Origin of the sequence: Nocardia sp. CA-084685 (genome assembly GCF_050955785.1) — a bacterium.
In the GTDB taxonomy this organism is placed as follows: Bacteria; Actinomycetota; Actinomycetes; order Mycobacteriales; family Mycobacteriaceae; genus Nocardia.
On record NZ_CP192094.1, the window covers coordinates 3,595,542 to 3,617,710 of the forward strand.

The 22,169-nt window shown below is 65.3% G+C and carries 17 protein-coding genes; 6 read left to right on the forward strand and 11 right to left on the reverse strand.

Annotation, left to right across the window (positions count from 1 at the left end):
* Positions 1-65 precede the first annotated feature (65 nt).
* Positions 66-785: a GAF and ANTAR domain-containing protein gene (locus ACQP2U_RS16455; protein WP_433715471.1), complete on the forward strand. Its 720-nt coding sequence runs from the start codon at positions 66-68 to the stop codon at positions 783-785.
* 197 nt (positions 786-982) lie between these two features.
* The gene (locus ACQP2U_RS16460; protein WP_433715472.1) at positions 983-1,645 is read left to right on the forward strand and encodes a sigma-70 family RNA polymerase sigma factor; all 663 of its coding nucleotides are present in this window, start codon (positions 983-985) and stop codon (positions 1,643-1,645) included.
* Between the two features lie 18 nt (positions 1,646-1,663).
* Here ACQP2U_RS16460 and ACQP2U_RS16465 read toward each other — a convergent pair whose 3' ends face one another.
* Complete coding sequence (locus ACQP2U_RS16465) at positions 1,664-2,305, reverse strand: FAD-dependent oxidoreductase (RefSeq protein ID WP_433716487.1); 642 nt, start codon at positions 2,303-2,305, stop codon at positions 1,664-1,666.
* On the opposite strand from ACQP2U_RS16465, the gene ACQP2U_RS16470 reads away from it, so the two are divergent.
* The 3 genes from ACQP2U_RS16470 (at position 2,189) to ACQP2U_RS16480 (ending at position 5,121) form a co-directional block, all read left to right on the forward strand.
* On the forward strand, positions 2,189-2,482 hold the full coding sequence (locus ACQP2U_RS16470; protein ID WP_433716829.1) for a hypothetical protein: 294 nt from the start codon (positions 2,189-2,191) through the stop codon (positions 2,480-2,482). The two genes, ACQP2U_RS16465 and ACQP2U_RS16470, sit on opposite strands and share 117 nt — an antisense overlap.
* Positions 2,483-2,676: 194 nt before the next feature.
* Complete coding sequence (trpB, locus tag ACQP2U_RS16475) at positions 2,677-3,912, forward strand: tryptophan synthase subunit beta (RefSeq protein WP_433715473.1); 1,236 nt, start codon at positions 2,677-2,679, stop codon at positions 3,910-3,912.
* A gap of 39 nt (positions 3,913-3,951) precedes the next feature.
* The gene (locus tag ACQP2U_RS16480; protein ID WP_433715474.1) at positions 3,952-5,121 is read left to right on the forward strand and encodes a hypothetical protein; all 1,170 of its coding nucleotides are present in this window, start codon (positions 3,952-3,954) and stop codon (positions 5,119-5,121) included.
* On the opposite strand, the gene ACQP2U_RS16485 is transcribed toward ACQP2U_RS16480, so the two are convergent.
* The 4 genes from ACQP2U_RS16485 to ACQP2U_RS16500 form a co-directional block, all read right to left on the reverse strand.
* A complete protein-coding gene (locus ACQP2U_RS16485; protein WP_433715475.1) occupies positions 5,080-9,330 on the reverse strand; it encodes a type I polyketide synthase in 4,251 nt (1,416 codons plus the stop codon). The two genes, ACQP2U_RS16480 and ACQP2U_RS16485, sit on opposite strands and share 42 nt — an antisense overlap.
* Positions 9,327-9,593, reverse strand: a complete 267-nt coding sequence (locus ACQP2U_RS16490) for an acyl carrier protein (RefSeq protein ID WP_397034778.1) — start codon at positions 9,591-9,593, stop codon at positions 9,327-9,329. The genes ACQP2U_RS16485 and ACQP2U_RS16490 overlap by 4 nt, the downstream gene beginning before the upstream one ends.
* 27 nt (positions 9,594-9,620) lie before the next feature.
* Positions 9,621-11,291, reverse strand: a complete 1,671-nt coding sequence (locus ACQP2U_RS16495) for a fatty acyl-AMP ligase (RefSeq protein WP_433715476.1) — start codon at positions 11,289-11,291, stop codon at positions 9,621-9,623.
* 217 nt (positions 11,292-11,508) lie between these two features.
* Positions 11,509-12,951 carry a threonine/serine ThrE exporter family protein gene (locus tag ACQP2U_RS16500; RefSeq protein ID WP_433716488.1) on the reverse strand — a complete coding sequence of 481 codons (1,443 nt, stop codon included), beginning with the start codon at positions 12,949-12,951 and terminating at the stop codon, positions 11,509-11,511.
* Positions 12,952-13,191: 240 nt separating this feature from the next.
* On the opposite strand from ACQP2U_RS16500, the gene ACQP2U_RS16505 reads away from it, so the two are divergent.
* Positions 13,192-14,046 (forward strand): TIGR03619 family F420-dependent LLM class oxidoreductase, encoded by an 855-nt coding sequence (locus tag ACQP2U_RS16505; protein WP_433715477.1) that lies wholly within the window; start codon positions 13,192-13,194, stop codon positions 14,044-14,046.
* Positions 14,047-14,074: 28 nt separating this feature from the next.
* On the opposite strand, the gene ACQP2U_RS16510 is transcribed toward ACQP2U_RS16505, so the two are convergent.
* From ACQP2U_RS16510 to ACQP2U_RS16535, 6 genes are all read right to left on the reverse strand, one after another.
* The gene (locus ACQP2U_RS16510) at positions 14,075-15,994 is read right to left on the reverse strand and encodes a VWA domain-containing protein (RefSeq protein ID WP_433715478.1); all 1,920 of its coding nucleotides are present in this window, start codon (positions 15,992-15,994) and stop codon (positions 14,075-14,077) included.
* Between the two features lie 112 nt (positions 15,995-16,106).
* The gene (locus ACQP2U_RS16515; protein WP_433715479.1) at positions 16,107-17,843 is read right to left on the reverse strand and encodes an ABC transporter ATP-binding protein; all 1,737 of its coding nucleotides are present in this window, start codon (positions 17,841-17,843) and stop codon (positions 16,107-16,109) included.
* A complete protein-coding gene (locus ACQP2U_RS16520) occupies positions 17,840-18,733 on the reverse strand; it encodes an ABC transporter ATP-binding protein (protein ID WP_433715480.1) in 894 nt (297 codons plus the stop codon). Before ACQP2U_RS16520 ends, ACQP2U_RS16515 begins: the two co-directional genes overlap by 4 nt.
* A gap of 86 nt (positions 18,734-18,819) precedes the next feature.
* Positions 18,820-20,457 (reverse strand): ABC transporter permease, encoded by a 1,638-nt coding sequence (locus ACQP2U_RS16525; RefSeq protein WP_433715481.1) that lies wholly within the window; start codon positions 20,455-20,457, stop codon positions 18,820-18,822.
* A complete protein-coding gene (locus ACQP2U_RS16530; RefSeq protein WP_433715482.1) occupies positions 20,454-21,386 on the reverse strand; it encodes an ABC transporter ATP-binding protein in 933 nt (310 codons plus the stop codon). The genes ACQP2U_RS16525 and ACQP2U_RS16530 overlap by 4 nt, the downstream gene beginning before the upstream one ends.
* A complete protein-coding gene (locus tag ACQP2U_RS16535) occupies positions 21,386-22,021 on the reverse strand; it encodes a TetR family transcriptional regulator (RefSeq protein ID WP_433715483.1) in 636 nt (211 codons plus the stop codon). The genes ACQP2U_RS16530 and ACQP2U_RS16535 overlap by 1 nt, the downstream gene beginning before the upstream one ends.
* Between the last annotated feature and the right edge of the window lie 148 nt (positions 22,022-22,169).

Sequence of the window (22,169 nt, forward strand, 5' to 3'; positions counted from 1 at the left end):
AGGTCAGCAAGTGCGGCGCGGGACTTGAGGGGACGACCGACTTTCGCGCATGCGGGGTGATCCGGGTGTCTGACAACAAGGTGCTGGTTGCGGCGGCAGCGCAACTAGCTGAACTGCTACCCGCTATGGATGACACGGCGGAGATGGTGCGCCAGCTGATGAACAGCGCGATCGTCGCGCTCGACTTGGTCGGCTGCACCGTCATGCTGATGCCGGACGAGACGCTCACGCCCGATGAGTGCTCCCGCATGGCCGCCGCGGCTCCGGACGAGTTGGTGGCCATGGAACTGTGTCAGCATCGCAGTGAGCGCGGTCCGAGCGTGGACGCGTTCCGGTCTGGCAAACCCATCGCGATCGACGATATCGGTCGACACAGCGAGCGCTGGCCGGAGTTCGCCGCCGAGGCGGTCCGGCACGGGCTGTCCTCGTTGGCGGAGATTCCGATGCGGGTCGGAGAGACCACGGTCGGCGCGCTGGGCCTGTACGGTCCGAGCCCACGGGGCTGGACCGATCAGGATCTCTCGGTGGGCGGACTGTTGGCGAGCATGGCGACCGGCCACATCGTCAATTCCAACGTGCTGCGCCAGCAGCAGAAATTGACCGCGCAGCTGCAGCACGCGCTGGATTCGCGGATCGTCATCGAACAGGCCAAGGGGGTTATCGCCAATGCCAGGCGGACCACGCCGGAGGTGGCGTTCGAGCTCATCCGCACACATGCACGCAAGAATCGGGTCGCCGTCCATGCCGTGGCGAAGGGGATCGTCGAACTCGGTCTGCGGGTCTGAGTAAACCCATTGCTGCGTGAAAGTGCATGATCATTTGCCTGCGGCGCGGTAATGTGAAAGTTGGACTATCGGCCCCAGTCCCCGGCCGGATCCCGTTCTCCGCCAGTGCCGTCCGTGCCCTCGACGGTCTGCTTCGACGCAGCTCCATACGTCGAAATCAACCTGCTTGCCGCATATTTGTTTGTCTGGGGGCAATCGTGATCCTGCTCGTTCCATCTCGGTCCGAACACATTCCGCATCGGCCCGAACGAATTCCGACCACGCTGGGGCGCGTTCCCCGTCCGGTTCGTGACCCGATTGATATCGAATCCCATGATGTCGATGCCGAATTGGTACATCGCATCGCCGACGGCGACCACGAGGCGTTCGCGCAGTTCTATCGCCGCACCCGCGGTCTGGTCTACCAGCGTGTGCTGGCGATAGTCCGGGACAGGGGGTACGCCGAAGAGACCTGTCACGACGTCTACCTCGAGGTGTGGCGCTCCGCGATCGGGTTCGACGAGCGCCGCGGTTCCGTGCTCACCTGGTTGCGGGTGCTGGCCCATCGCCAAGCCGTGGACCGGGTCCGGCACGAACGCGCCACCACGGACCACAATCACTCATGGGGTAGTCGCGATTATCAGCCCCCCACCGATGTGGTGGCCGAGGAGGCAGTGCGTCACGACGAAAGGGACGCCCTGCGCCGTAGCCTCACCCATCTGACCGCACTCCAGCACGAATCCATCGCGCTCGCGTACTACTCGGGTCTGAGCTATCCCGAGGTGGCGGCGCGTCTCGGTGTCGGTCTCCCCACGGTCAAGTCCCGGATCCGAGCCGGACTCGAACACCTGAAGACCGACCTGTCAGAACCGCTCAACTAGCTCCTGGTCGGACAGTCGTCAGCCGAGATCGAAGAAATTCGGCTGACCCGCCCTGTACCGGGCGGCCTCCATCTGACGGAACGGTTCGAAAGCGGGAATCGAATCGCGGGTGAAGAGTTGGGCGCGAGCGGCGGGGGAGTCGGATGCATCGAGGAGCTCATTCACCGCTGTGCGGCCCGCCTCGTTCGCGCCCTCCATGGTCGCCAGATCGAAGTTGGTGCGCACGTAGTCGGCGGCCAGGAACAGATTCGGGATCTGCGTGCGCGCGGTCGGTCGGTCCGCCCACGATCCGATCGTATTCACAAGCAGCGGTTCGTCATTCGTATTCTGCCCGTCCGCCCATTCGATACCCGGATCCAGCATCCACGCGCCGACGATGCCGTCCTTCAACTGGACTCGGCCGTCGTCGTTGAGCGCTGCGGTCATCTGCGCCCAGGTCTCCTGGTAGATCTCCGCGCGGGTGCATTCCTTGGCGGTCTTGCCGAACAGGATGCCCGGAGTATCCCAATCGGCGATATCGATGGTGAGGCCGTCGACGACGCATTGGCCGAGGATCCGCGCAAACTGCGCATCGTATTCGTCGAACCCACAGCGGCAGGTCCCGATTGGTCGCGGCCACGGCCACGGGGGCGCGGCACGGATGTTCAGCCGCCCGCGCAGATCATCGATATCTTCGCGCTGTCGGTGGTCGGGATGTTGGAGCGGGTGATCGTGGAGAAGCAGGGCGGTCGGTTGGATGTGCCGATGGACGATCTCATCGATTACTGTGCGGCCTTCGCCGCAGCCTCGTTGCGTGCGGTATACAGCGGACAGATCGCCGAGCGGACAAAGGATTAGCCAACTGGCCCACACGCAATCGCCCGGATTTGCTGGTCTGACAGCTGAACTGGCGGTGTCACCGCGCTCTCGATGCGATGAATCCCGAATCGGGAACCTAAAGAGACTGTTAACTAATTCGTTGCGGGCGCGCGCCGGGCGGCGAGTCGAAGTAGACATGTGCTGAGGACTCGCGGCAGGAAGCGTTGGTGTGGATGGTTATTGATCATGTCTCGCGGGGCGCGTTGCTATCGAGCACACTTCCGGACGAGCGCGGGCGCTTCGGCGAGTTCGGCGGCAGGTATGTTCCCGAAGGTCTGATGGCGGCGCTGCTGGAGTTGGAACAGACCTATGCGCTGGCCCGGGCCGATGCCGGATTCCGTGACGAACTGCGCGAATTGCTGCGCACCCGCGTCGGTCGTCCGACGCTGTTGCATCAGGTGCCGCGCTTTGCCGAGTTGCTCGCGGTGCCCGGCGTGCGGGTGTATCTGAAACGCGAGGATATGACCCATACGGGTGCGCACAAGATCAATAACGCACTCGGGCAGGGATTGCTGGCCAAGCGGATGGGGAAGACCCGGATCATCGCCGAGACCGGTGCCGGTCAGCATGGCGTCGCGGTGGCGACCGTCTGCGCGATGCTCGGCATGACATGCGTGATCTATATGGGTGCGCACGATATGCGCCGCCAGGCCTCCAACGTCATGCGGATGACGCTGCTCGGCGCCGAGGTGCGTCCGGTAGAGACCGGCAGCCGCAGGCTCAAGGAGGCCATCAGTGAATCGGTCCGGGATTGGGTGGCGAATCTCGACACCACGCACTACCTGTTCGGCACCTCGGCGGGTCCCGCGCCATACCCGATGATTGTGCGTGATCTGCAAACCGTCATCGGCCGCGAGACCCGAATGCAGATTCTGAAATCCGAAGGCCGACTGCCGGATTATCTGGTGGCGTGTGTCGGCGGCGGTAGCAATGCCATCGGCCTGTTCCACCCATTCGTCGACGAACCGCAGGTCCAGTTGGTCGGTGTCGAGGCGGCGGGGCGCGGTGTCGAAACGGGTTATCACGCGGCCACCCTCAGCGCGGGCAGTCCCGGTGAAATGGACGGCGCCTACAGCTATCTGCTGCAGGACGACGACGGACAGGTCACGCCGACCCACAGCATCGCCGCCGGGCTCGACTATCCGGGCGTCGGCCCGGAACTCAGCTATCTCAAGGACACCGGTCGCGTCACCTACCGCACCGCCACCGACGCGGTGGCCCTGCGCGGCTTGCACGCGCTCACCCGCACTGAAGGCATCATTCCTGCCCTCGAATCCGCCCACGCCGTCGGCTATATCCTCGAGCTGGCCGAGCGCGGCGAGCTCCCGGCCGATTCGCTCGTGGTACTCGGTCTTTCCGGTCGCGGCGATAAGGATCTCGCCATCGCGGCGGGGCGGCTGGCCGGATAGACGGTTCGCGGATCGGCATCGCCATGCCAGGATGACCGAATGACCAACGGGGCGAACCGAATTGCCGAACATACCGTCCAGCTGATGATGGATTACGGCCAGTTCTGCATAGACGGCGGTTTCGGCGATCCGGATTGTGAACTCGACCTGCTCGATCAGGCATCGGCGCAGCGGCCGTGCGCGGGCGACGGCACCGCTCTGCTCGTGCTGAGTCCGCATCAGAACAACTTCGAGATGTCGATCACGGTGCAGGTGTGGGATGACAGGCCGCCGAACGATCGCGACGACTGGCAGCAGATCTGCGAGGGTCGGCTCGGCGTGGATTCCGATGGGACGCTGAGTATTTCGTCGCCGCCAGGTACCTGGGCCGATCCGTGCCCGGTTCCGCCCGGTGATTATCTGATCGAAGTCAGCGGCCGCGGATTCGTGAGCTATGGATGGCCGGGAACCACGACGCCCGGTGATATCTGGCGGATCCGGTTGTGGCCCGACGACGGTGGTGATCTCCTGCCGCACCGGCAGTGGGATATGCCCGGCTACGGCATCCCGGAGAATCTGCCGATATCCGAGCGAACAGCAGCCGAGGATTTCGTGGATGAGGACTGGGTTCTCCTCATGGACTCCACGGGCTCCCGACGCATCCGGGCCACTGACCTCGAAGCGGAGATGGCGCGCACCGAATGGGGCGGCGAACCGATACCGGAACTGAGCGAACAGTTTTCGGCTGCGGAACTGGCTCGCTTCGATCGCCCGCTGGCCGAGGCGATCGCCGCCATGGATGAGCCGACCTTGCGGCGGCTGGCTCGACGGTGCGCGGTCAAGGTCTGTGAGTTGGCTGGCATCGCCGAAAGACCCTGGGTAGCACCGGCATTGACGGCATTGAACGAAGGGCGACGACCACTGCCCGCGCCGTTCGATGACATGGAGATCGCCTTCGGGCGTCTGGACGAGGAGGAGTTCGGACCTGCCCAAGACAGGTCGCGCCAACTTGTCGCATCAATCGGGGTGTCGAGGCGTTCGCAGACGAATCCGTTCGATATCGGTCCGGTGCATCGCCCCCACTTCGCATTGAGCACCATCGAGCACGCAATGGATCCGGACGCGCTGACCGCGGCGATAGACGCGCTGCATACCGCCGCGGTCACCTTCGGTGCCGATGCCCCGGTGTTATTCGCCGAAATCGGTCGGGAGTTCGGCTCGGCCAGCTGACCGAAGCAGGGCCAACTCCTCAGCGAGAATCTTCACCGTGTCGCGAATCTGTTCCTCGGTGTGGCATGCGGTGATGAAGAAGCGCAGGCGGGCAAGGTTTTCCGGTACTGCCGGGTAGAGGATCGGGTTGACATTGATGCCGTGGCGCAATAGCGCGTTCGACAGTGTCAGCGTCTGCATCGAGTCGCCGATGATGCAAGGGATGATCGGGGTGTCCGCGCTGTCACCGGTGTCGATACCCGCATCGCGGGCCAGCCGCAGAAAAAGTTGTGCATTGTGCCGCAGGCGATCCAGCGGTGTGCGATCGGCGCGCAGTTGGCGGATCGCCGCCGCCGATGCCGCCGCATTCATCGGGGTCATGCCGACGCTGTAGACGAATCCCGGCGTGGTGTATTTGAGGAAGCGAATCAGTTCGGCGCTGCCCGCCACATAGCCGCCGCAGCCAGCCAGCGCCTTCGACATTGTGCCGGACCACAATTCGACGTCGCCGCGATCGACATCGAAGTATTCGCCGATGCCGCCACCGTTAGCGCCGAGCACACCGATACTGTGCGCCTCATCGATCATCAACAGCGCCTGATGCTTCCGCTTGACCTCGATGATCGCGGGCAGATCCGGAATATCGCCGTCCTGGCTGTAGACGCCCTCGATGAGGATCAGCACGCGGCGGTATTGGTGCCGGATTTCGGTCAGCAGCCGGTCGAGCGCCGCATGGTCGTTGTGCGGGAACGGCCGCCGCGTCGCGCCGGACAGTTTGCAGCCCTGCAGGATGCTGTCGTGCGCGAGGCTGTCGTGGATCACCAGATCCTGCGGGCCGACGATATGTCCGATGATCGTGACATTCGTCGAATGGCCGCCGACCAGTGCGATCGCATCCTCGGTGCCGAGCAGACCGGCGAGTTCGGCCTCCAGTTCGCGGTGTACCGGCTTCTCGCCGGAGAGCACGCGGCTGGCCGAACACGAACTACCATAGCGCGCGACCGAATCCTGCACCGCCGTCACAACCGCAGGATGCCCGGACAGGCCCAGATAGTTGAAGCTGGAGAAGTTGAGCACGCATGCGCCGTCGATCACCGAGGTGTCCCGGGTGACGCCATCGTTGATCAGAAAGTATGGATTGGACAGCCCGAGCGCCTCGGCACCGGAGAGCCGATCGCCGATCGCCCGCACCTCGTCGAACTCGCAGATCCGATACTCCGGCGCGACGGCGACGCGTTCCGGTTCGGGTTCGGGCGCGGGCGCACCGGTGACCTGAGCCGCGACGTGGCCGATGACGTCGTCCAGCGTCGTCGCAGGCGTGAACCAGCTCGGATCAATGGTCAGTCCGGGAAGTTTGCGGACGAGTCCGCTGAACAGGTCGATAAGCATGATCGAATCGAGTCCGAGGCTATCGGTGATCGTCTGGTCGTCGCGCAGTCGGTCGGCTGGGAAGCCGCTGACCCTGGCCATCTCCGCGCGCACGATGCCAGCGACCTCCCCGTGACCGACAGCCGTCCGGTCGGCATCCGGCAGCGGTGTGCGTACCTCGGTGGATGCCGTTGCGACACTGGCTAATACGGCGGCCTGCTCGCGGAAAAGTGCGATCAATTGGTCCATGGTGGTTGTTGCCTCGGGTGGTGTGGAAGTTGTTGTGTGGGTGTCGGGTTCGACCCAGAAACGGTGTGCGGTCGAGAACTCGTAGGTCGGCAGGCGGTGACGGACTCGCTGGGCGGGTCGGTAGAGCTGATCCCAATCGGGGGTGAAACCGTCGCGGTACAGCGCGGCGAGGGTTTGTGCGAATTCGGTGCCGGTCGCACGGGGTCCGGGGGTCGGCACCAGGCAGCGCGGTGTCAGCTCCGGCCGTATCCGGCTGACCATGGGGGTCAGGACCCGGCGCGGGCCGAGCTCGATGATATGGCTGGGCTCGGTACCCAGCGCGGCCTCGACGGCCTCGGCGAAACGTACTGTCGCACGGATGTGTTCGGTCCAGTACGCGGCGTCCATCGCTTCGGATTCGTCGAGCAATCGGCCGCGCACAGTCGAGTAGATGGGAATGTTGGGTGTCCGGTAGGTGCAGCGACGGGCGACAGCTTCGAACTCGGCCAGCATCGGTGCCATCAATGGACTGTGGAACGCATGGGAAACAGTGAGCGCCTTGGTGTTCATCCCACGTGCCTCTAGCGTGACCCGGATCCGGTCGAGCGCGGCTGCGGGACCGGAAAGCACGAGTTCCGCGCCCGCATTGACGGCGGCTATCGCGACCATGGGTTCGTCCGCGACCAGATCGGCAACCTGGTCCTCGTCGGCGCGCACGGCGAGCATCGCGCCGCCCTCGGGCAACCGCTGCATCAGCCGACCGCGCGCGACCACCAGTCGACATGCGTCGTCGAGGTCGAAAACTCCGGCGACGGCCGCGGCCGCGAATTCGCCGATGCTGTGCCCGATGAGCCATGCGGGCCGCACGCCCGCGTCGGCGAATGACCGGGCGAGTGCGTATTCCATCGCGAAGATGGCGGGTTGGGCGAGCTCGGTGTGGTCGATATCGGTGCTCTCATCGAGCAGCAGGTCGCGCACCGAGCGACCGAGGTATTCGATCATGCGGTCGTCGACTGCCCACAGAGCCCGCTGGAACGATGGGTTCGCCGCTTCCAATGCCCTTGCCATTCCGGCGAATTGCGAACCCTGACCAGTGAACATCCAGCCGATGCGGACAGTCTGTGCCACACCGACTTCCGGGTCGTCGCGCAGGCGGGCGATGGCGTCGGCACGATCCGCCGCGACGATCGCCAGTCGAGTGCGCCCGGAAGATTTGACCTGGTTACTGGTCCAGCACAGCTGCGCGAACCGATCCTCGGGCACCGAGGCCAATGCATCGGAAAGACGAAGTGCGTTGCGCCGCAATCCTTCCTGGTCATTCGACGAGACGGTGAGCACGCCGCCACCGGACGCGGCCGGAGCTGTCTTCGCGGGTGCGCTGCCCAGCACAATGTGCGCATTCGTGCCACCGATCCCGAAGCTGCTGACGCCACCGAGCGCCGGTCCACGCAATGGCATCGCTTCCGCGACCAGGCGCAGGCCATGGTGGCTCATCCGTAGCCGGGGATTTTCCTGCTCGGCGAATCTCGTCGGCGCGACCACACCATGGTGCAGACCGAGCGCGACCTTGATCAGTCCGGCGACTCCCGCAGCGCCCTCGGTATGACCGAGATTGCCCTTGATCGAACCGATGCCGCATGGTTCGGCGCGGTTCGTCCCGTGCAGTGCGCCGAGCGCCTTGATCTCGATCATGTCACCGAGAATCGTTCCAGTGCCGTGCGCTTCGATGAAGTCCACGTCCTGCGGCCGTACTCCGGCCCGCTGGTATGCCTCGGTGATGACCTGCTGCTGTGCCCACCGGTTCGGCGCGGTGATGCCGTTGCTGCGGCCGTCGGAGTTGACCGCGCTGCCCTTGATCACCGCGTAGACCGGCAGCCCCTCGGCTACCGCATCGTCCAGACGCCGCAGTACGAGCACGGCTACCCCCTCACCGCGCACGATGCCATCGGCGTTGCCGCTGAACGGTTTACAGCGGGCATCGGGCGCGGACAGTCCCGCCTGGGTGTAGAACACACCGACGGCCGGGGTGAGAACGAGATTCACGCCACCGGCGACCGCCTGATCACATTCGCCGGAAGCCAGGGCACCGCAGGCGAGATGGACCGAGACCAGCGATGACGAACAGGCGGTATCGACCGCGATACTCGGACCGCGCAGATCGAGCTGATAGGACAGCCGGTTCGCGGTCATGAAATACCCATTGCCCGAACCGTGCTGCGGCGTGATCGCGGCATAATCGCTCATCTGCAGGTTCGCCCACTCATTGGCCATCACCCCGACGAAAACGCCGGTACGCGAACCTGACTGGGCCCGTGGGTCGAGCGTGGCGTCTTCGAAGGCGCGCCAAGTGGCCTGCAGCAGCAGACGCTGCTGCGGATCCATCGCCTCGGCCTCGCGCGGTGCGATACCGAAGAATTCGTGGTCGAATGCGTCCGCGTCGTCGAGGAATCCGCCGCTGCGGGTATTGATGGTGCCGGGGGTACCGGCCGGATCGTGGAAGTCATCGGCGTGCCAGCGGTTCGCTGGCACCTCCGAGATCGCATCTCGGCCGTCGAGCAGCATCTGCCACAGTGCGGCGGGATCGGGGGCATGGGGGAATCGGCAGTCGAGGCCGACGATGGCGATATCGGTCATGCGGCGTGGGCGAATTCGGCGGCGAGGTGGGCGGCGATATCGGAGATGGTGGGGTAGTCGAAGACCAGGGTCGGGTCGATATCGAGTGACCACCGGTCCTCGATCTCGCCGCACAGGGTCACCGCCGAAGCGGAGTCGAGGCCGAGCTCGGCGAGCGGAATCGCCGGATCCACTTGGTGCGGTGCACGTTCGGTGTAGTCCGCGACGCGCTTCACGAGCCAGCCCTGGATTGTTGTCGGGCAGGCGGCGGCTGTATCGAACATATTCGGCTCCTCGGCGGTACGGGTCGGTCAGACGGTCAGTGATCGGCTCAGTGCCGGTTCGAGATCTTCGTGCAGCACACCCTCGACGCGATCCTCCAGGAACGCCGCCCGCATCGAGCTGCGCTGGACCTTGCCGCTGGTGGTGTGATGCACTGAACGGGTTTCTACGAGAACGACATTCGGCGCGGGCACATCGAACCCGCGGGCGACCGCGATTTTGATCGCCGAGGTCAGCTCGGTCAGCGTGGCCTCGCCGAGCAGCGCCTTCTTGACGCCTTGCAGCACGACCATTCGTTCCCGGCCCCCCGCGTCGACGGATACGGCCACGCCGACGCTGCCGGCGAGTGCCGGATGCAGCTCGCTCACCAGTTCCTCGACGTCCTGGGGATAGAGGTTGCGGCCGTTGATGATCAGCAGATCCTTGAGCCGGCCGGCGATGAACAGCTCCTCGTCGTGCCGCAGACCGAGATCACCGGTGCGCAGGAACGGCCCCTCGGTGCCGATATGCGCGTCGAAGGCCTCGCGGGTCTCGTCGGGACGGTTCCAATAGCCGGCCGCAACGCTCTCGCCGCGAATCCAGATCTCGCCGACGGTGTTGTCCGGCACCTGCTTGCGCGTGTGCGGGTCGACGATGCGGATGTCGAGACCACGCGCCGCGCGTCCGCAGCTGACGAGCCGGGTATCGCGTCCGGCGTCGAGGTAGACCGGTGCCGCGTCGATCCGTCCGTAGCTGGCGAGCAGTGTCACCTCCGCCAGGCCGTAGGCCGGCAGGAATGCCGTGGGCTGCAATCCTGCGACCGCGAACCGCTCGTTTACCGCCGCCACGGTCCGTTCGCGAACCGGCTCGGCGCCGCACAATGCGGACCGCAGACTGCTGAGATCGAGATCTGCCAGCTGCTCGTCGGTCACTCGGCGCACGATCAGGTCGTATGCGAAGTTCGGCGCGCCGGTGTAGGTTGCTCGATACTTGCTGATGGCCTGCAGCCAGCGCACCGGACGCTTGAGGAATGTCGTCGGCGACATGAACACCAGATTCGCGCCGAAGTACACCGCCCCCAGCACAAAGCCGATCAGGCCCATGTCGTGGAAGTTCGGGATCCAGCTGACACCGGTCGCGGTATCGTCCAGCTCGCCGCCGGCGGCGATAGCCGCCTCGTTGTGCATAAGATTGCCGTGCGTCACGACGACGCCCTTCGGGATGCCGGTCGATCCCGAGGTGTATTGCAGGAATGCGATCGTCCCGGAGTCGATATCGGGCATTTGCCAGACGTTGGGATCACCGAGCGGACCGTCGGTGGCGGCCACGACCGCTGTCGTGGCCGCCGCGACCAGCGGCTGGAATTGGCTGGTCGTGAGCACCAACCGGGCACCGGAGTCCGCGATTATGCCCGCTACCCGGTCGGCGCTGCGCTCGTAGTGCGGCAGTGGCGCGGGGACGGCCACGACGCCGGCGTACAGGCAGCCGAGAAAAGCTCGCAGAAACGCCATACCATCCTGGTAGAGGAGCACAACGGGCTGCGTCGATTCCGGCCGATCGGCCAACCAAGCGGCCACGGCCCTGGCATCGCGATCGAGTTCGCGGTAGGTGACGATATCCTCGACGAGCTCGCGACCGACCTCACGCAGATAGGTGTAGGACCTCGTATCCCCGTATTCGCTTATCTGCCGATGGACGTGGTGGACGTAGCTCGGCTGCATAGTGGGGGTTCCTCCGGGGGGATCGTGAACGGGTGCACGATTAACCTTCCGGTGTCCGGGCCCCGGGAAACAGAGACCTCAGGGATCGCCCAGCAAACCCGAGGGTGGACAATCCTCACCCCGGGGTGCCCACATCGCAGTGAGATAGCGCAGGGTCAGTGCACGAAATCCGATCGGGCGGAGACGAGTTCGGTAGAGGATCGGGTGATCGGCCACATCATGGTCGACGGCCGGGATCGCGACGATGCGGATGGCGCCGCCGGTGCACGATGACCGGTCGGCGGATCGAGCCGAATCGGCTCAGGATCCTCGGTCGGCGCACAGTGCGGTCGAACCACTCGCCGAGGGTGACGCCCGCGGCCAGCGCACATCCGACGCCGACCGCGGCGAGCACCTGATTGCCTCCGATCAACAGCTCGTCGTTGAGCAGCGCGTAAAGCCCGCGATACACCTTCAGGCCGGGGAGCAGCGGGGTGATCCCCGCGAGCGCGACAACCAGCGGGGGAGTCAGCGCCCGGCGCGCCATCAGGCCACCGGCCAGACCGACCAGCGTCGCGGCGACCGCGGAGGAGATCACCGGACCGAAGCCCAGATGCTGTACGAGCAGAAAACAGATCGTGCCCGCCGCACCGCCGAAGGCGGCAGCGGCGAGGGCGCGGCGTTCGGCGTAGCAGGCGAGTGCGAACGCTAGCGCGGCCACCGCACCGGCCACGATCTTGATCGGCAGATCGGTGATATCGCGGCTGGAGGTCAGATAAACCGGTGGGATAGTGGCGCCGACGATATCGCCGATTCGCAGTGCCATGGCGATGCCCGCGATAATGCCGCCGGTCATCATCATGACCTCGAGCATGCGGGCGGTCGCGGTGATCGGCGCGCCGGTTATCGCGTCCTGCACCGCGCCGACCAACTGCAAACCACTGAGCAGCACGGTGATTCCGGCGGCGATGACCAGTGTCGGGTCGACATCGATGTGCAGCGTGGCCACTAAGGCGGCCAGCAGCAGGGCCGGTGTCGCCGCGACAGCGCCGCCCACCACATGCTGGAAGAAGAACGGGAGACCGTAGCGATTCAGCACGCGATTGACGCGGTCGATGGCCAGGGTGGTGCCGAAGCTGACGGCGGCGACCAGCCAACCGCCGCCGAGCAGCGCGGCGATCGATGCGGCAAGCAGCGACCACCCGAAGGTGGCGACCCACCGGTGGTACGGATGCGGCGCCGAGGTGATGGCGTCCAGGCGGGCACGTGCGTCCCTCGGCGGGACGACCTCATTACGGATGCGGCGGGTGAGCCGGTCGACGGCGGCGAGGCGAGTGAAGTCGAGGGATCGGTATTTGACGACCCGCATGCTGCTGGCGGGCGGTAGCAGCGGACCGCGGTCGGCCCAGATCCTGATCGCGTCATAGGTGACGTCGATATCGCAGCGAGCCAGTCCGTAGGTGGCGGCGATGAAACGCACCTGGGTCATCGTGTCGTTGACACCCGTACCTGAGGCAAGCACCACCTCACCCACCCGCACGGCCAAATCGAGCACCTCGGCGACGCGGGCATCGTCGGTGAGATCGATCGGCTGCAGCGGTGTCGGTGCGGCGACGATGTGGTCGGCGGTGGCCGGACGGTCGGCGACCAGCAGGTCGACCGCCTGTTTGACGACTGGCACGCGGGGCGCTCGCAGGAAGCGCAAGCGCGGCCGCCTGGCCGCTTGATCGCCCGGGGCGGTGTCGTCTCCTCCTGAAAATGTGTCCGGACCCATGAGCGCGACCGTAGTCAACCGAGGCCCGGGTTCGCATCTGTAGTGGTCCGAGGGACCGTCTCGAGGGTTGGACGGTTGTCCGGACACTTGGTCGACGCCGCTAAAAGTGATAGAACTTGTTCTAATTTGGAGATGGGAGCGTGCACGGTGCGGTACGGAATTGTGTTGTTCACCAGTGACCGGGGCATTACGCCCGCCGATGCGGCCGCGGCCGCCGAACAGGCCGGATTCGACGCCTTCTACGTGCCCGAACATACCCATATTCCGGTGGTTCGGGCGGCGGCGCATCCGCGCACCGGGGATGCGAGCCTGCCCGACGACCGGTATCTGCGCACGCTGGACCCATGGGTCGCGCTGGCCACCGCGGCGGCGGTCACCAGCCGGATCACGTTGTCCACCGCGGTCGCCCTGCCCGCCGAACATCATCCGATCACGCTGGCCAAAACCCTCGCCTCGCTGGATCACCTGTCCGGCGGTCGGGTCAGCCTCGGCGTCGGTTTCGGCTGGAATACCGACGAAATGGCGCATCACGGAGTCCCCGCGAATAAGCGCAGAACGGTATTGCGTGAACATCTGGATGCCATGCGCGCATTATGGTCGGAGGAGGAGGCCAGCTTCGCAGGGCAATTCGTGAATTTCGGACCGAGCTGGTCTTGGCCCAAGCCGGTGCAGAAACGGATTCCGGTGATTCTCGGCGCGGCCGGGACCGAGCAGTCGTTCACCTGGCTGGCCAAGAACGCCGACGGCTGGCTTACCACCCCCACCGAGGACGGCCTCGGGGAGAAGATCGAACTGCTGCACCGGATTTGGCGTGAACACGAGCGCGAGGGCAGTCCGGAAATCATTGCGCTGGCCGGACGTCACGACACCGCACAGCTCGCGCAGTGGGCCGAATTGGGTATCACCGAAGCGGTTTTCGGGCTGCCCGATCGCGACGCCGAGGACGTGCGCGCATACCTGAGCCGTCTCGCCGGAAAGCTCGGTCTCGAAGCAGCCCGCTGACACCGGTTGGCGCCAGCGGGCTTCGGCGCTATCCGCGTCGTCTGCGTACGACCAGTAATCCGATCAGCACACCGGCCACGCCGATGATCGCGGCGCCGATCACACCGATCGCGATCAAGTCGGTCGACGAATTCGAATCGGCGGCCCGCGATTCCGCCACCGCGGGCGCCGCACCCGGCGTGCGGCTCGTCGGCGTCTTCACGCCGGTCGAATTCTCGCCGAAAACTCCGTCGCCGATGGTGCTCGCGTACTTCGGACCGCTCTCCTTGGTATCGGTGACGGTGAGATCCAATTGCACCGATACCGGACGGTTCTCACCCTGCTCGAAGGTCGAGCCGAGTTTGACGGCGATGTAGTACCAACCGGCCACCGCCTCCCGTCGTGACTCCAGCTGGTCGGCCTTGCGGTTGTTGTACCGAATCGGCACCGTGGCTATCGCCTTATTCGTCGGCAGGACACCCTCGGTGCCGGTATAGGAGGAGAAGTCCGAATCGATCTCCTCGCGGATCGGGCTGTAGAGGGTGGTTCGGATATTGGAGAGGTTGTCGAGTCCGCGAACGCCATTGGCCCCGAACCGGACTCGATACGCGAGGCCCTGACCCCAGTCCAATCTGACGCGATAGAAGACGAATTCACCCGGCTGGAGCGCATCGGTGTAGCGACCGCTGCCCGGCAGCGTACCTGCCACGGTGAACGATGAGCCGCCGGATACCGGCGCACCCGCACCGTTCGGTTCAGCGAAGGTCGTCGGCGGTGCGACCGCGACCGGACCGGCGTCGGTCACCGCGGGTTCGATACCGACGATGAGTTCGATCGGAAGTCGTTCCGGCACACCGGCCGATACCTTCTCCCAGGCCAATTGGAAGTAGTAGCGGCCACCGCCCTTGCATTTATCGGAGCCGCTGTTGCCTGTGCGTTCCTTGGTCGCACCGTCGAAGGCCTTCGCCACGGTGAGCGCGACACCGTCGCTGGATTTGGTGGAGCTCTCGAATTCGAAGACATTGCAGTCCTCGCCGTCGGCACCATAGACCCGCATTTGGAGCACGTTCAGATCGTCGGTCGGGGAGATATCACGCAGTCGCGGAAAGGACAGGGTGCCACTGAAATACGCGGTCGCACCCGCCGGGACATCGACTGCCCAGTAGCGCTTTTCCCGCTGCCCGATGGTGTCCAGATACTGGCCGGGGGCGGCGACCGGCGCGGCGGCGTAGGTCGGGGCGCCGGTGATCGGTATGCCGACGGCCTGGTAATTGCGCAAGGCGGCCGATGATATGCGCGGCAGCGTCCGTTCGAGTGCGGGACCATCGGCGGCGTCGCTGTAGGTACCACCAGTGGCCTGCGCCATGCAGGTCAGCTGGTCGCGGGCCTTGGCGTCGACGGCGAATCCGATGGTGTGCACGATGAGATCGAGCCCCTGCTTTTTCAATTCGCGGGCGACTTCACAGGGCTCGGGTGGGGAGCAGGTGTCGTCGCCGTCGGAGACCAGGACGATCGAGCGCGGACCCGATTTCGGCAGTGTCTCGGCGGCCTGGCGCAGTGCCGTGCCCATCGGCGTCCAGCCACTGGCCTTGATTCCGTCGACCGCGCTGGTCAATGCGGTCCGGTCCAGGGTTTCGGGTTTGTGCAGAACCCGGACGTCACGGCAGCCGGATGCCTTCTCCGCCTCGGTATTTCCGGTGTTCGTGCCGTAAACGGTCAACCCCACTTTGGATGTCGCGGGGGCGGAACCGACGAAGTTTCGCACGGCGGTCTTTGCGGCATCCATCATGGTGCCCGACGGATCGGGGCGCTGCATGGAACCGGACGCGTCCAGAATGAGCATGGTCGGCGCGTACTGCGGGTTGTCCGGACTCTGCTGTGCCTGCGCGGGCAACGCCGCCACGGCAAGTCCGATCAAACCCGCGGCAGCGGCCGCGGTCAGCCGGGTAAAGCTTCGGGTCCTCGACATATGCCTCGTCTGCTTATTTCGCTTCGATAACGGAGCAGACGTTACCCACAGCTGGTAGGTGTTCCCATTAGTGACACGAACACTGGCGTATTCGAATGTCGGTATCGGCTGGTCAAGATGTCAGGGATAGATTCCAGAACTCGGCGTAGCGGCCAGCGCGGTGCAGGAGTTCGACGTGCGTGCCCTGTTCGACGATCCGGCCGCCGTCGAGGAAGACGATGTGATCGGCGCGTTGGACGGTCCGCAGCCGATGCGCGACCAGCACCACCGTCCGCCCCACCATCAAGCGCTCGATACCTTCGTGGACGGCCGCCTCGTTCACCGGATCCAGCGCCGAGGTCACCTGGTCCAGCAGCACAATGGGCGCATTCTTCAGCAGCGCTCGCGCGATCGAAACCCGCTGGCGGTCACCACCGGAAAGCAGTGCGCCGCCCTCGCCGACATGCGCCGCCCAGCCACCGGGCAATCGCTCGATCACCTCGTCCAACCGCGCTGCGCTCGCTGCCGCCCGCACGTCGGCGTCCTCGGCGTCGGGACGGCCGAGGCGCACGTTTTCCTCGATGGTGCCGTCGAAGAGATAGACATCCTGGAAAACGATGGCGATCTGGTCCATCAGCACGTCGGTGGCGATGGCGCGGACGTCCACGCCACCGACCCGGACCGCGCCCGCGTCCACGTCGTAGAACCGCGCGAGCAATTGCAGCAGGGTGGTTTTACCCGCTCCCGACGGTCCGACAACGGCAAGCCGTTGGCCCGCTGGTACCGACAGCGACACATCGTCGAACACGGTGCGGTCGCCCTGGCGGAAGGTGATGGATTCGAACTCCACGTCACCACCCGCCGGCTGGATCGGGTTGGGAGCTTCCGGTAGCGGTTCGGTGCGCAATACCGTCTCGAGTCTCGTGAGCACCGAACGCGCGCCGCGGAGTTTGCCGCCGATTTCCGATAGCGACAGCAGCGGCTCCGCGCAGCGGGCGGCCAGCACCAGGATCGCCAAAAGCTCTGCCGCGCCGATGGGAGCGGAGGTTGCGGCGCGACCGGGTAGCCCAGGTCCGCCGAGGGCGAGGTAGGCACCCAGGGTGAGTAGGGCGGTGAATGTCGCCTGCACCGTGATCGCCAGGCCTACTATGCCCGGTAGCGCCGACAGCGTGGTGCGGCGGGATGTGCGTTGGACTTCGTGCAGTGAGTCGTCGAGCAACCGAAAGCGTTCGGCGGTCCGCCCGCCCGCCCGCAGCACCGGCTGGGCTTGGAGATATTCGATGACGCGTCCGGTGGCCTCGTGGTCGCGTTCGACGCGCTGCGCATCGTCGGCGGCCATCGAACGTCCGGTCCAGATCTGGATCGCCGCGATGATCGGGGCGGCCAGCAATGCGGCCGACCCCAGTTGCCAGTTGTAGGCGAACATCACGGCGACGATTGTCAACGGAGTCACCGCGGCGGAGATGAACGGTGCCAGCAGATGCGCGATCACGCTCATCGCCTGCAGCACACCGCGGCTGGCCAGGACGGAGACCTCCCCGACACGGCCAGGGCCGTACCAGCCGAGCGGCAATCGGGCCAGATGGTCGCCGAGCCGGTGATACATGCCGCGCAACAGGGTGGTCCCGACCCGGAAGCCGGACAGATCGCTGCGATAGCGCAGCACCGCGTAGACCGCGACGGCGGCCGCGAAGGCGATCAGCCAGGGACAGGCGGCCGCGGGTGTGCTCCCGAAGAGTTCCCGCAGTACGGGAACCAGCAGTGCGTAGGACAAACCCTCGGCTATCGCGGTCGTCGTCATCAGGATCAAGGTGCGGCGTACCGGCTTGGCATACCCGGGTCCGAGCACGCGCAGTAGCATTCGAATCATCGCTCGTCTCCTTGTGCGGCGCCGTATTTACCCGCCCCGCCGATTGTCATCCCCCAAGGGGTTTCGGTGTCGATTGCCGATCGTTGTGAATGCCAGAACGCCGCGAACTTTCCGCCCTGTGCGAGGAGTTCGGCGGGCCTGCCGTGCTCGACGATGGACCCGTATTCCAGCATCACCACGGTGTCCGCGTCGGCGATCGTCTCCATGCGATGGGCGATGATCAGAATCGTCCGATCGCCCGCCAGCGTCGCCAAGGCCTGACGCACCGCCTGTTCGGTCTGCGGGTCGGCGAAAGCGGTCGCCTCGTCGAGCACCAGCACGGGTGTGTCGGCGAGCAGTGCGCGTGCGATCGAAATCCGCTGTGCCTCACCGCCGGACAGTCTCGCCTGCGCATCGATCACGGTGTCGTATCCGTGCGGCAGTTCGAGAATTCGATCGTGGATATTCGCCAGCCGGGCGGCGCGCACCACGTCATCGAGGTCGGCATGCGGTACCGCGAGCGCGATATTGTCCGCGACCGACGCGCGCAGCAGTCGAACATCCTGGAAGACGAAGGAGACCATCCGGTAGAGCTCTCGACTGCCGATTTCGCGCAGATCAACACCGCCGAGGGTGACCGACCCGTGCGTCGGATCGAAGAACCGCGGCAAAAGCTGAACCAGGGTGGACTTTCCACTGCCCGACGGCCCGACGATCGCGGTGACCGTCCCCGGCGCCAGCACCAGGTCGATCCCGCACAGTACCTCGTGCTCATCGTCGTAACCGAATCGAACCTCGCGCAGTTCCACCCGGTGCCCCTGCGGTGCGACCGGCTGCGCGGGCTCTGGAAGTGACTGCACCGCAAGCACTTCCCGCGCGTCGACCCCGCCGGACTGGTCCTCGCCGGACACCGCGTGGCGGCTCCTCGACGGCTCGGAACGCGCAACAGCGCCCCGCAACGGGTGGTGAAACTCGTTGCGGGGCACCGATCCGAATATCAGCGCAGGTCGCGGCGACGGAAGCCCACGATCCCCACCCCGAGCAGCACGACCACGATCCCGAGCAGCCACAGGATCGGCGTGGCCTCGAAGGCTGCGCCCGGCAGCTTCGGTGGGTGCGTGAAGGGAACCAGATCGCGCACCCACTGGGGCAGCCCGTCGAGCGCGCCGATGACGAAGATGATGATCATCGTGCTCAGTACACCCCACGCGACCGGTGTGTAGCGGGGTGCGAGGCCGTAGATCGCCACCGTGATCGCGGTGAGCACCCACACCGCGGGCAATTGCACCGCCGCCGCACCGAGGCAGTCGCCCACCTTGCCCGCCAGATCGCCATCCGAGATGCCGTAGAGGACTCCGACCGCCGCACCCGCGAGGAACAGCAGCACCACCGGTCCGAGTACCGCGATGCCGATATGGCTGAGCGCGTAGCGTTCTCGGCTCACCGAACCGGCCAGTGTGGCCTCGGCGCGCTGGCTGGACTCCTCCTCGTGCAGTCGCAGCACGGCCGAGATGGAGTAGGCCGATGCCGCGATGGCCAGCATGCCGAGGGCGAACGTGATGAACGAATTCTGCAGCACGTCGGTGCCGCCCATCCGGTTGATCACGTCGCGGACCTGGTTACTGTTGTCGAGCATATCGCCGACGCTGTTGATTGCGCCGCCCATCAGTGATCCGTAGAGCAGGAAACCGATGGACCACGCCAGCAGCGAGCCGCGCTGCAGCCGCCAAGCCAGTCCGGATGGACCGGAGAGTGCGGGCGCCGCTACCGGTGCGCCGGGCCGCTCGGCGAGCAGACCTGAGCCCGTATCACGTTGCCGCAGAAGCATATACGCTGCGCCAGTAGTCGCAATGGCAACCGTGAGCAGCGGAATCAGCACCCACCAGCGCTCATTCGCGTACGGCCGCAGATTTATGCACCAGCCGAGCGGTGAAAACCATGACAGCACGCCGTTTCCGGCGTCGCCGACGGCGCGCAGCGCGAAGGCCGTGCCGAGTGCGCCGAATGCCACCCCCCGCGCGACCCGCGCCCCCACACTCACCTGTGCCGCGATGGCGGCGACCCCGGCCCATACCAGACCGGAACAGCCGAGTGTCGCGCCGTAGGCCAGCGAACCAGCCGCGGGCAGGTCGCTGCCGGAGAGCGCCAGGGTGCTCAGGACGGCGACGATCAGGCATCCGGTCGCTGTCATGATCATGGCGGCGGTCAATCCCGCATAGCGGCCGATGCTGGTGGCGCCGACCAATTCCGCGCGACCGGTCTCCTCCTCGACCCGGGTGTGCCGGATGACGGTGAGGATCGTCGCGATCGCGATCATCGCGTAGAACGGCCCGGCCTTCCACAGCCCGATCGAGCCGAGATCGGTGCTGAAGACCGGCCCGTACATGGCAACGAGCGCAGGGCTTTCCATAACCGACTTCGCGGCATGATCGAGGTCGGCCTGTGTGGTGTACACGGCCTTGGCGCTGCTGACGTAGAAGGCGGGCAGCAGTCCGAAGGCAAGTACCCACAGCGGCAAGACGATTCGGTCGCGACGCAGGAACAGTCGCAGTAACTGGACGGTACCGGCGAAGTCGGCCGACCCGCGCACGGCGGGTGCGGCGTAATGGCGGCCGCCCGCAGTTGCGGTTGTCATGATCCCACCTTCTCCATGGTCGCCCTCGCCTGCTCGGACGTCGCGCCATCGACGTGGTAGTGCCGCATGAACAGTTCCTCCAGCGTCGGCGGCGCGCTGGTGAGGCTGCGCACTCCGACATCGCCGAGGATCCGGATCAACTCGCCGAGATGTTCCCCATCCACCTGGCAGCGCAGTGTCGAACCATCGCGTTCGATGTCCTCGACACCCGCGATCCGGCTGAGATCGCCTGGGTCGCCGAGCAATTCGGCGGTAATGGAGGTACGCGAAAGGTGCCGCATATCCGACAGCGATCCGCTCTCGACGGTACGTCCGGCTCGGATAATGGTCACCCGGTCACACAGCACCTCCACCTCGGACAGGATGTGACTCGACAGGAGAACCGTGGTGCCACGCTGATTGGCCTCGTCGACGCATTCGCGAAAAACCTGTTCCATCAACGGATCCAGACCTGAGGTCGGTTCGTCGAGCAGTAGCAGGCGCACATCGGAGGCGAGCGCGGAGATCAATGCGACCTTCTGCCGGTTGCCCTTGGAATAGGTGCGCGCCTTCTTGCGCGGATCCAGATCGAATCGCTCGATCAATTCCTCCCGGCGCTGCGCATTGATTTCCCCGCGCATTCTGGCCAGTAGGTCGATGGTTTCCCCGCCGGATAACGACGGCCATAGTGTGACATCCCCTGGGACATAAGCGATTTCGCGGTGCAGCTCGACCGCGTCGGTCCATGGATCGCGCCCGAGCAGGCGGACCTCGCCGGAGCTGGCCCGTAGAATGCCGAGCAGGATGCGGATGCTGGTCGACTTACCCGCGCCGTTCGGGCCGAGGAAGCCATGGATTTCGCCCTCGCGGACCGCGAGATCCAGCCCGTTCAGGGCGGCGAAGTGGCCGAAGTTCTTGTGCAGATCGCGAACTTCGATGATGTCGGACATCAGGTCTCCTTGGTAAGGGTGTCCAAAATCGTTGGGTCGGTAAGGAATCCCTGGGTGTAAAGCTCCGCGGCGGCCAGCATGAACTCCTCGCTCAAGGTGCGAACGAGTTTGCGGTAGTCGAGCTTTTCGCCGCGGTTTTGCAGCAGGGTGAAGTACAGGACGGTCGCGCCGACATTGACTGTCGTCAGGTATCTGGCCCGCGCGGCCGGGTCACGGCTCGGTTTGATGGTGCCCGCCTCGACACCTGCCTGGATGTACTCCTCGGCATCGGAGATCATGTGCTCGAGCAGTGACTCGGCCAACGGCCCGCCCGCCTGCAGGCTGCGCACCATGTAGGCGACCAGCGGGCCGTATGCCTCGATCTCGGACATGGCGTCGAGCATGCTTTTCGCGACGTTCGTCTCGGTGGCGGTCTTCCACTTCTGGTCCCGGATCAACTCCAGCACCCGCTCGTCGCAGGCGGCCCGCAGGCCATCCTTGGAGCCGAAATGATGGTTGACCAGTCCGGGAGATACACCGGCCGCTGCGGCGATCGCGCGAACTCCGACCTGGAATCCGTTGTCACCGAACACCTCGATCGCGATATCGCGAATGCGGGCTGCGGTGCTGAGATCCGAATTCGCGGCCGGCGTCACGCGGCGCCTCCTAGTTCGGCGGGTCCTTGCGATACGGCTCTCTGGTTGAACACATGTTTAGTATATTAAACACGCGTTCAATGGTAAAGCAAGAACTTTACGAAGATGTCGTGTCATGGTCTTCCTTCGGACTGAATCCGCTGGTCAA